The 9,815-nt window shown below is 31.5% G+C and carries 11 protein-coding genes and 1 riboswitch; of the genes, 4 read left to right on the top strand and 7 right to left on the bottom strand.

Going from position 1 to position 9,815, the window contains the following annotated elements:
- Positions 1 to 61 precede the first annotated feature (61 nt).
- The 7 genes from ltaS to HMPREF2576_RS01580 all read right to left on the bottom strand — a co-directional run bounded on the left by ltaS (position 62) and on the right by HMPREF2576_RS01580 (position 6,889).
- Positions 62 to 2,002 carry a polyglycerol-phosphate lipoteichoic acid synthase LtaS gene (ltaS, locus tag HMPREF2576_RS01610; RefSeq protein ID WP_001830354.1) on the bottom strand — a complete coding sequence of 647 codons (1,941 nt, stop codon included), beginning with the start codon at positions 2,000 to 2,002 and terminating at the stop codon, positions 62 to 64.
- Positions 2,003 to 2,553: 551 nt separating this feature from the next.
- Positions 2,554 to 3,558: a 5-oxoprolinase subunit C family protein gene (locus tag HMPREF2576_RS01605; protein WP_001830359.1), complete on the bottom strand. Its 1,005-nt coding sequence runs from the start codon at positions 3,556 to 3,558 to the stop codon at positions 2,554 to 2,556.
- Positions 3,546 to 4,277: a 5-oxoprolinase subunit B family protein gene (locus tag HMPREF2576_RS01600; protein ID WP_001830356.1), complete on the bottom strand. Its 732-nt coding sequence runs from the start codon at positions 4,275 to 4,277 to the stop codon at positions 3,546 to 3,548. Before HMPREF2576_RS01600 ends, HMPREF2576_RS01605 begins: the two co-directional genes overlap by 13 nt.
- Positions 4,278 to 4,295: 18 nt before the next feature.
- A complete protein-coding gene (locus tag HMPREF2576_RS01595; protein WP_001830353.1) occupies positions 4,296 to 4,502 on the bottom strand; it encodes a hypothetical protein in 207 nt (68 codons plus the stop codon).
- Between the two features lie 48 nt (positions 4,503 to 4,550).
- Positions 4,551 to 5,159, bottom strand: coding sequence for an aminotransferase class IV (locus tag HMPREF2576_RS01590; RefSeq protein ID WP_002468855.1), 609 nt, complete (start codon positions 5,157 to 5,159; stop codon positions 4,551 to 4,553).
- Between the two features lies 1 nt (position 5,160).
- Positions 5,161 to 6,312, bottom strand: coding sequence for a chorismate-binding protein (locus HMPREF2576_RS01585; RefSeq protein ID WP_070856141.1), 1,152 nt, complete (start codon positions 6,310 to 6,312; stop codon positions 5,161 to 5,163).
- Positions 6,302 to 6,889, bottom strand: a complete 588-nt coding sequence (locus tag HMPREF2576_RS01580; protein ID WP_001830349.1) for an anthranilate synthase component II — start codon at positions 6,887 to 6,889, stop codon at positions 6,302 to 6,304. The genes HMPREF2576_RS01585 and HMPREF2576_RS01580 overlap by 11 nt, the downstream gene beginning before the upstream one ends.
- A gap of 118 nt (positions 6,890 to 7,007) precedes the next feature.
- Positions 7,008 to 7,054: riboswitch (PreQ1 riboswitch) on the top strand.
- Between the two features lie 131 nt (positions 7,055 to 7,185).
- On the opposite strand from HMPREF2576_RS01580, the gene queC reads away from it, so the two are divergent.
- The 4 genes from queC to HMPREF2576_RS11390 all read left to right on the top strand — a co-directional run bounded on the left by queC (position 7,186) and on the right by HMPREF2576_RS11390 (position 9,696).
- Positions 7,186 to 7,857: a 7-cyano-7-deazaguanine synthase QueC gene (gene queC / locus HMPREF2576_RS01575; protein WP_001830328.1), complete on the top strand. Its 672-nt coding sequence runs from the start codon at positions 7,186 to 7,188 to the stop codon at positions 7,855 to 7,857.
- 4 nt (positions 7,858 to 7,861) lie between these two features.
- On the top strand, positions 7,862 to 8,281 hold the full coding sequence (gene queD / locus HMPREF2576_RS01570) for a 6-carboxytetrahydropterin synthase QueD (RefSeq protein WP_001830341.1): 420 nt from the start codon (positions 7,862 to 7,864) through the stop codon (positions 8,279 to 8,281).
- Complete coding sequence (queE, locus tag HMPREF2576_RS01565) at positions 8,282 to 8,995, top strand: 7-carboxy-7-deazaguanine synthase QueE (RefSeq protein WP_001830330.1); 714 nt, start codon at positions 8,282 to 8,284, stop codon at positions 8,993 to 8,995.
- Positions 8,996 to 9,096: 101 nt separating this feature from the next.
- Positions 9,097 to 9,696: a hypothetical protein gene (locus HMPREF2576_RS11390; RefSeq protein WP_001830331.1), complete on the top strand. Its 600-nt coding sequence runs from the start codon at positions 9,097 to 9,099 to the stop codon at positions 9,694 to 9,696.
- The last annotated feature ends 119 nt before the right edge of the window (positions 9,697 to 9,815 follow it).

The following is a 9,815-nucleotide window of genomic DNA, read 5'->3' as shown; positions in this document are numbered from 1 at the left end:
TACTGGCTATTTTGCTAGGAATTATATCCCAACCACTTAACAATTTCAATTCACTGAAAAACTATTTTTTTTCGTTCCCTTTTGGACCTGATTTATATTCATATTTACCAGGATTTACTTTTTTAAAGTCAGGATTTTTGTAGAATCTGAACAAGTCACCATTTAACACGCTGTCACTCATTTCAAGATCTTTCTCTACTTGTTTTTTATTTTTATCGAAGTCTTTAGGTTTTTCAGTAAGCAATTCATTATCTTTATTTGAGTAAATTTTACCATTCACATACTTATAATCTTCAGTGATAAAATCACCATTTCTAAACGGTACTACGTTATTGTGTTGTTTAGAGAACATGTCAGAACCAAACATTAGGTAATTCTTGCTATCAATACCAACAAGATGTAGTAATGTAGGCATAACATCCATTTGCCCAGCATACTCTTTATTTACGCCCCCTGATTTACCTGGAACTTTTAACCAGAAGCCAGTGCGGTTTAAATCTGTAAATTTAGCTGGTGTAATCTTCTCACCTAATAATTTTTCCATAGCATTATTATGATTTTCAGAAATACCATAATGGTCACCGTAAATCATAATGACTGAGTTATCATATAGACCTTTTTTCTTAAGGTCAGTAATATATTCCTCTAAAGCTTGGTCGAGATAGTGTGCCGTTTGTATATAACCGTCTACTGTTGAGTCACCGGTATTAGGTTTATCAATAGAAGCATCCTCTTCATCTAATGTGAAAGGATAGTGGTTAGTTAAAGTAATTAAGTGTGAATAAAACGGCTTTTTCATTTTAGATTGATAATCTGCTGATGCTTTAAAGAATGGTTTATCTTTTAAACCAAGATTAACAATATTGTCGTCAGACATGTCATAGTAAGTAGCATCATAGAAATTGTCAATACCGAAATGTTTATAAACTTGATCTCGATTCCAAAATGTTTTGTAGTCACCATGCATTACATTAGATGTATAACCTTGCTTTTGGTCTAGTATAGCTGGTAATGATTGATACGTATTATCTCCCTTCAGTGAATAGGCTGAGCCTTGCGGTAAGCCATATAAACTGTTGTCCATTGTAAACTCTGAGTCAGATGTTTTACCTTGCCCTGTTTGATGGAAAAAGTTTGGGAAATACGTAAAATCTTGGTTACCACTAGATAATTTATTTAAAAACGGTGTAACCTCTTTACCATTTACCTTTTTATTGATTAAGAAAGTCTGGAAACTTTCAAGGTGAATTTTAATTATATTTTTCTTTTTCGCTGCACCATAATATTCAGGATTAGGTTCAGTACGTTTCTGCTTAGTGTAATTCAGCACTTTAGTTAAGTCGTCTTCAGAAGCTAGTGCTTTTTGCTGATTATTTTCGATTGTTTTTACACCATCATAAACAGTGAAGTTATATGGTCCTAAGTATTTCACAAGATATTTATGGTCAAAAGTTCTTGTTAATAATTCGGGACGATCTGTTTCTGCAAACGCTAAATTTAAGAAAAATAATGCTACTGATGTAGCCATCACAACGGGTACGAATTTTTTACTGAATGCTCTATTATCTAACCATTTACGTTTAAATATTAAAATAGCAAGATAGATAATAGTGTCAATGAAGTAGACAAAGTCATACCATTTGAAAGAAGCACTTACTGCACCACCCATTGATTCAACGTTGCCTGCCTGGTTTAGTGTACTAAAAGTTAAGAAATCTGAGAAAAATCTGAAGTACACAACGTTTGCGTATAGTAGAAACGTAAGTAAAAATCCTCCAATAAAGATGAACCAAAATGCCTTCTTACCTTTAAAAAATAGGAAAACACTTAGTACAAGTGCAATCAAACTATAAGGATTCATAAGCAATATTAAGTTTTGTACTAAACCCTTGACACCTAAAGAAAAGTCAACATAATATGAAAAATATGTCTTCAAAGTAATGGTGAATACCGTTAATAAGAAGAACGCAAAAATTCCTATTTTCTTCTTGGGTAAACTCATGTTTGTTTCCTCCGTTTTTAGTAATGAATCATTTTTACGTTAAATGATTTACTTTACCTTCAGTTAATTCAAATTATAACTATCTGTTTAAATCACTTTATATTCATTTGATCAAATCGATTATTTCTATATATAAATTTAAGAATTTGATATAAAACGTAAATGCGAATACGTCATTGTTTAGACTATGTAGTTGTTAACTTTTTATTAAGATTTTTAAATGTTTGTAATCTTATTGTAATAAAAATACATAGTTCAATTTATAAATATATAGTATTATGCCTTAAATATCAAGTAAAAGCACGCTATACAGGTAAATTGTCAACATAAAAGTGTTATTAAAATTTTAAATAATTAATCTCTTGTGCATATATAATGATTCATTATAAACTCAGTATTTCTTATGTTCATCAGTCTCCAGGACGATTCAATTTAAGTTCCAAAACTGATGGACAGGGCACAAGACTACTTATTTTTTATTTATAGGAAAGCAATTGCATAAATAATACGTCATTTTAAAATAAGATGATTTTCAACTTAAATACAGATATTCACTTTAACATTTCTAATTGCATACGGTGTTCAATACCATGGAACAATTGATTTAACCAATTGCTATACTTTATTAAGTTTTTTTCTGCAGTTTCGATATCTATAAATTGAAATTTCAATTTTGAGCCTTGTGGTTTTTGGGCTAATTTTGTTAGATGATAGCTTGCGATTGTACCTATTTGAGGATAACTTCCTAATGTATAATGATCGTTTAATAATACAATCGGTGTGCCATCTCTCTTAACTTGAATGGTTCCTCTTTTTACTGATTGATGAGCCGGCATATCATCATAGTATGCTTTGATTTGGGGGCCATCAAGCACCATACCTACTCTATTTGTTTTACTAGACACACTATATTCAGCCGTTGTAAAACGACGCGTCGCCTCTTTTTTAAAATCTTCCGTTCCCTTATTTTTTATAACATGAAAAACATCCGAAACATAATTGAAAGACAATGCGTAACCATCAATTCCCCAATCAGTTGTACGTTTGTCAGATAAGTTTTCAAATAGCTTAAGATGTCGTTGAGAATAGTGGTGTTTTAATTCTATTTCATCACCTTTCTTAAGCTTTCTTCCCTCAAAACCACCAATTTCCACATTAAAATCTGTAGATGCTGAATGAAGCCATTTTTCTAGTTTAAAACCTCCACCAACTGCTAGATAAACACGTGATGTACGACTGGTTTCATTAAATTTCAATGTCTCACCTTCATTGATGAGATATAATTTATTAGGATAAATTTTCATATGTTCAGTTTCAGCTTTAAAATTACCACCTGTTAAAGCTATAAGTGCCGGCTCAGTGAAACGAATTGTTGCCATTTTTTGAGTCATTTCAAGTGTTGCTTCATTTTTGTCATTTGCAACCAGACGGTTGGCTATTTCATGTGCTAATTCATCTAGTGCGCCACTCGGGATGACACCTTCATGTTCATATCCCTTTCTTCCAAAATCTTGAAAGCTACTAAATAGGCCACTATTTTCAATTATGATTGACATGTTTTATAATCTCCTAGTTCTATTTCATTGATATCTTTAGACTCAAACGTGACATTGTCTCCTAGCTTTAATAATGTAAAGTTTTGTTGCTCAGGAAAGAAAAGTTGAACTGGTGTATATCCGATAACTAACCAATCATTATATGTATCAGTAGTAACTATTCCACATTTTTTTCCTTCCATAATAACTGATCCACAAGGGATGAATTTTTTCTTTTCACTTGTGTGGTTCACATGCAATTTTTTATTCATTCCAGTAAGATACGGAAATCCTGGTGAATACCCCATCATTGATACAAAATATTTTTCTTGAGTATGTAATTTTACAAAATCCTCTAATTTGAGTTTAAGATGCTTTAACAAATGTTGTAAATCAGGCCCAAATTCTCCCCCATATATAACTGGAATATTAACAGATTGTTGTTTTTGAATATATTTTGCTTGAAGTTGTTGTCGATGATGTCTAATTTCTAATTTTATAGAATCAATTAAAGCTTTCATATATAAAAATGGTGACTGAATATGGTGATGTTTAATCATATCTCTTGCGTCATAACAAATCATTAGGTCAGACTCTGTAGCTACAATTTCAGTAATAAATGGATATGATTTATCAATTAAATATGCTCTCAATGAAAGTAAATCTTCTGTCAGTCTTTGAGATACATTTTTCTCTATTGAAACAACAATGGCTTGGTCGCCTTGACTATATATTTTCATAATATCACCTCGTCAAAATTAATGATGATAAAAGACATTCATCAATTTAATAATATGTGGCATTATAGATTGCATAAGCAAATAAACCAACACAAACGCACAAAATGTAGTTATAGTAGCTATTAACTTAGCAATAAGCACTTGATTGTTTTTAATGGCTTGGTTTGACATCTTTTTACCTAATACAGTAAGAAGTATTAATATAGCTAACCATAATAATGTCATAGGCTACCTCATTATTTTTTATCATTAAAATTCTTTTTCATAAATATATTATACATATACTTTAACACCGACAACCTCTCTTAAGCTATTGATTAAATAGACGTTGATTTGACTCGATTTGATTTTTTCTTTAAATTCTTCGATATAAAAATCTTTTTCTATAACTTTGCCTTGATCTATAAGAGATTGTCTCATACAGCCGGGGAGCATGTCTCCTTTATATGTTGGTGTATATAATTTATCTCTTTCTTGTATCATCACGTTGCCAATGTCAAACTCTAAAATTTTACCATCTTCATCATAGATCAGTATTAAGTCTGTGAAATGATTATGTGTTAAATAATCACGTTCTGTTGTTTTATTAGTTATGATTACTTTATCAATATTCTTTTTTTGTTGAACTAGTCGAGCGGTAAAAAAAGGTTTATCGGGTATCGGAAATAACTCATAGTTTAATTCACCTTCTTTGTTTAACGTCACCTTCAAACGATATACCCCTTTTGAATGCAAGGTTTTTATATTATGAATAAACTGCTTCCAAAATAGATGATCAAATTGAAATCCTAGATGCTCACTAGAAGTTGAAATACGTTGATAATGGTAATCAAGACGAGGAATGAATCCCTTATCCAATTTCATTGTTTCAAATAAATGCATATTATAACCGCTCCAAAATTTTAGTTTTATCGTGAAATTCCTGAACTTCATTTTCGGGTACTGAATCAATTGTTATACCAGCACCCACCCCATAAACCGCTTCTTCATGATTATACTCAATTGTCCGTATAGGGATATTAAATATCATCCTTTGGTTTGGAAGTAATAAGCCAATTGTTCCACAGTAAATGGATCTTGGCATGTCCTCCAACTGAGCTATATATTGCATTGTATTTATTTTTGGTGCACCTGTAATAGAACCACAAGGAAAGAGCGCTCGCATCATATCTATCAATTGAATGTCATCTTGTAATCGGCCACACACTGTACTGGTCATTTGGAAAACTGTGTCATATTTCTCAATCGAAAACAATTCAGGTACATCTATAGTTCCACTTTGAGCAATTCTTGTAATATCGTTACGTAATAAGTCTACAATCATCACATTCTCCGCCATATCTTTAGAGGAGGTTTTTAAATTATTATAATATAGCTCATCTTCTTTAACATTTTTCCCTCTAGGCATAGTCCCTTTCATCGGCTTACTAACAATCATATTTGATTTACCTTTATAGTCACCTTTTTGAAAGAAAAGTTCAGGCGATATTGATGCTACTTTTATATCAGGTGTGTCCATTAAAACGGTATAATTACCATTTTGTGACATAGTAAGTTGATAATATAAGTGACTTATAGGACAGAAAACTTCTGATTTTAAGCGGGTTGTGTAATTCACCTGATACGTTGCCCCTTCAATAATGGCTTTATGAATCGATTTGATCTTGTTAATCATCGCTTTATCACTTTCACAAAAATAAAATCCTTCAGTTTTTATATGATTTTTATTGGGCATTACTTTTTTTATATTTTTTATCGAATTGACCGATTTAAATGAATAAGCTGCAGCAAAAATATGGGATTGTTTCACATTATTGACCACCATTTCCTTATTAAAAAAAGGTGCTGCTTCATAAGTAACATAAAGTGCAACATAGCTTCCGTTACGTTGTTCTTGTTCTGCAAAGTGAATGACATCCCCTACTTCATCAAGACGATATGCAATTTTAGAATCTTGAAAGTTATCCATTTCTAATTGATAGTCTTCATAGTCCTTTTCATTTTCATAATAGCGATACTTAAATTCAATGTGCATATTTAACCCCTACCTCGGTTAAGAATAAATTTAATTGTTCGTGACCATATTCACTTAGTATAGATTCAGGATGATACTGTAAACCATAAATAGGATACTTATGATGTGCAACAGCCATAATAACATTCTCGTTGTTCAGAGCTGTGACTTTTAATGCGCTAGGTATTGTAGAGGGGTCAGCCATAAGTGAATGGTATCGCATCACGTTAAAATACGATGGTAGACCTTTAAAAATACCCTCATTGCTATGCCTTATCTTGGTAATATGTCCATGAATAGGTTTATCATTATGAATAATGTTTCCTCCAAAGTATTCAATGATTAATTGAAAACCTAAACAGACGCCCAAAATGGGAACGTGACGGTGAAATATTTCTAATACGGATGATAGTATTGGATAATCACTAGGTTTCCCAGGTCCAGGTGAAATGACAATCGCTCTCGGATTCAATGCATCGAGATGCTGTGTCATCAAATCATTTACAGAAATGATTTTCACTTCTTCAGTAGTTTGTACTTTAATATAATCTATTAAGTTATATGTAAAGGAATCTTGATTATCTATCATTAAAATCATATTCATACCTCAATTATCGATAAAGATTGTTAATTATTATAGTTGTTACTCTCTATTATCACAGAACATGACTTGATTTTATATAGCATTTCGTTTATTCTATGTTCCGTGCAAAATAATAACAGAGGTTCCTAGCCGAAACCCTCTATAAAAAACTAGACATGAAAATTTCAACAATGAATTTCTTCATATTTATAATGTTAAGACTATATATGTCTTTAATATTTCTGTCTATCTTTTTTATAGAGATAGACTTTTTTTATGCAAAATTATCACAATGATGAGGAGTCATATCAATGTCACAAAATGACTTAAATAAAGAAAAAGCACTTGTCGTATTTAGTGGTGGTCAAGATAGTACGACATGCTTATTTTACGCTAAAAAACATTTTAAAGAAGTAGAACTCGTTACATTTAATTACGGACAAAGACATGATAAAGAAATTGAAGTTGCAAAAAAAATTGCAAAAGAACAAAATTTGAAACATCATATTTTAGATATGTCATTACTATCTCAACTTACTCCCAATGCACTTACACAACATGAGTTAAGTATTGAAGATAATGATGATGGTATTCCTAATACTTTCGTACCAGCTAGAAATCTATTGTTTTTATCTTTTGCTGGCGCGTTAGCCTATCAAATTCATGCTAAACATATTATTACTGGTGTTTGTGAAACAGATTTTTCAGGTTATCCAGATTGTAGAGATAGCTTTATCAAATCTATGAATGTAACTTTAAGTCTTTCAATGGATAAAGACTTTGTCATTCATACACCATTAATGTGGTTAGACAAAGCACAGACATGGGCACTCAGCGATAAGCTAGGTGTGTTAGATTATATTCGCCACAACACATTAACATGTTATAACGGTATCATTGGTGATGGTTGTGGTGAATGTCCAGCATGTCACTTAAGAGCTCGAGGTTTAAAACATTATCTTGAACATAAAGGAGAAGAATAAGGAAATGCAACAAATATATCCAAGTGTCACTCACCCATATCAATTCGAACTTAACAAAGATTTTAACTTTTCAGCTGCACATTACATTCCCTTTGAAGAAGCGGGAAAATGTATTCGTACACACGGTCATACGTATTACGTCAACTTAACAATCGCTGGTAATACACTAGATAAATGTGGATTTTTAGTTAATTTTAGAGATTTAAAAAAGCTAGTTCATGAACAATTTGACCATTATTTGCTTAATGACTTACCTGCTTTTAAGGATAAAAGTCCCTCAACAGAAATTGTCGCACAAACGATTTACCACATTATTCAAAAAGAGTTAAATCAAAGAGAGAATCAACCGAAATGTGTTCAAGTTTATCTTAGAGAAACACCTTCAAGTTACGTAGTTTATAGACCAAAGGAAGATCAAGTGTAAATGGCTAAAATACCCGTTTTAGAAATATTTGGACCAACGATTCAAGGTGAAGGTCGTGTAATAGGAAGAAAAACAATGTTTGTGCGTACAGCTGGTTGTGATTATCGATGTAGCTGGTGTGATTCTGCATTTACTTGGGACGGTAGTGCTAAAGAAGATATCAAATTAATGACTGCTGAAGAAATTTATGATGCGTTACTTGAAATAGGTGGTCATCGATTTAATCACGTAACTATATCCGGAGGTAACCCTGCGTTAATCAAAGGTATACAGGAATTAGTAGATTTATTTGAAGACAAACATATTTATACAGCTTTAGAAACACAAGGTAGTCGTTTCCAATCATGGATGACACAAATTGACGATTTAACGATTAGTCCAAAACCCCCTAGTTCGGGAATGAAAACTAATCTAGAAATATTAGATTCTGTTATAAATCAATGTACATTTCATTCACTTAATTTGAAAGTGGTGATTTTTGACGATGCAGACTATGATTTTGCAAAATTAATTCATCATCGCTACCCTAACATCCCATTCTATCTACAAGTAGGTAATCCTTATCTTGATGATAACGTTGACCAACATACAGATAAATTACTTGAAAGGTATGAGCAATTAGTGGATCGTGTAATGCAAAGTAGTGATATGAATCATGTCTATGTACTACCGCAATTACACACATTATTATGGAGTAATAAAAAAGGTGTCTAATATTGAAAAAACGTTTAAAAAATTTCTGAGTGTTATGAAATGATTAAGTTAATGTTAATTGATATAATGAAGAGATGAAGATTTACGAATAGGAGTTCAACATGATTATATATATATTAATTAACATCGCCATCGTCTTGCTAATTCTTGGCTTCGATTTATACCGACATCGTTTCAGACAGCTTAAGTTTAGCTCCATATTATTATCTGTTTTAATCAATAGCATGATTGATATTTTTGCGATTAATCAATTCAATTTTATTACGATGTTTACCGTCACGCTATTTATGATATGGACACTTTTACAAATATATTTAAATTTCAAGCTATATCCTTTTGTAATTTCTGACCAAAAGTTTATTGCTATAATACTAGCCATTGTTATAAGCTTATTGCAATTTATTACAGATAAATCGAGCACACAATCGGTGTACATGTCCATCCCATATTTATCACCCACGATATTTATAATAGGGGCGATTTTACTTTTTGTAGGTACTTTCAAAATAGACGAAGTTGAACGTCTTTCACTATTTCGTAAAATTAAAAGACCAATGACAACAGGTACAATTATTATTATCCTATCTCTCATATCAACGATGATTTTAACGCCCTTTTGGTATGTCTTTTTAATCATTTATAGCTTACTCATTGGTTTTATATTATGGCAAGGTGTTTTCTTCATAAAAGATAAAAAATAATTATCCTTGCTACAGTTAAAATAATGCTTTCACATTAAAATACGATACATCATCCAAACTTTACATTGATTTATAAGATAGAGGTTGGGACATAATTCCTAGCAAAATAGCCAGTAAAT

It is taken from the genome of Staphylococcus sp. HMSC063F05, assembly GCF_001837075.1.
Classification (GTDB): Bacteria; Bacillota; Bacilli; order Staphylococcales; family Staphylococcaceae; genus Staphylococcus; species Staphylococcus epidermidis.
This window is presented reverse-complemented; position numbering and strand designations above follow the sequence as displayed.

Excerpts from the sequence above, each read along its gene's own strand:
- ltaS (WP_001830354.1), bottom strand. The coding sequence starts at position 2,002 with ATGAGTTTACCCAAGAAGAAAATAGGAATTTTTGCGTTCTTCTTATTA.
- HMPREF2576_RS01605 (WP_001830359.1), bottom strand. The coding sequence starts at position 3,558 with ATGTCAATCATAATTGAAAATAGTGGCCTATTTAGTAGCTTTCAAGAT.
- HMPREF2576_RS01600 (WP_001830356.1), bottom strand. The coding sequence starts at position 4,277 with ATGAAAATATATAGTCAAGGCGACCAAGCCATTGTTGTTTCAATAGAG.
- HMPREF2576_RS01595 (WP_001830353.1), bottom strand. The coding sequence starts at position 4,502 with ATGACATTATTATGGTTAGCTATATTAATACTTCTTACTGTATTAGGT.
- HMPREF2576_RS01590 (WP_002468855.1), bottom strand. The coding sequence starts at position 5,159 with ATGCATTTATTTGAAACAATGAAATTGGATAAGGGATTCATTCCTCGT.
- HMPREF2576_RS01585 (WP_070856141.1), bottom strand. The coding sequence starts at position 6,312 with ATGCACATTGAATTTAAGTATCGCTATTATGAAAATGAAAAGGACTAT.
- HMPREF2576_RS01580 (WP_001830349.1), bottom strand. The coding sequence starts at position 6,889 with ATGATTTTAATGATAGATAATCAAGATTCCTTTACATATAACTTAATA.
- queC (WP_001830328.1), top strand. The coding sequence starts at position 7,186 with ATGTCACAAAATGACTTAAATAAAGAAAAAGCACTTGTCGTATTTAGT.
- queD (WP_001830341.1), top strand. The coding sequence starts at position 7,862 with ATGCAACAAATATATCCAAGTGTCACTCACCCATATCAATTCGAACTT.
- queE (WP_001830330.1), top strand. The coding sequence starts at position 8,282 with ATGGCTAAAATACCCGTTTTAGAAATATTTGGACCAACGATTCAAGGT.
- HMPREF2576_RS11390 (WP_001830331.1), top strand. The coding sequence starts at position 9,097 with ATGATTATATATATATTAATTAACATCGCCATCGTCTTGCTAATTCTT.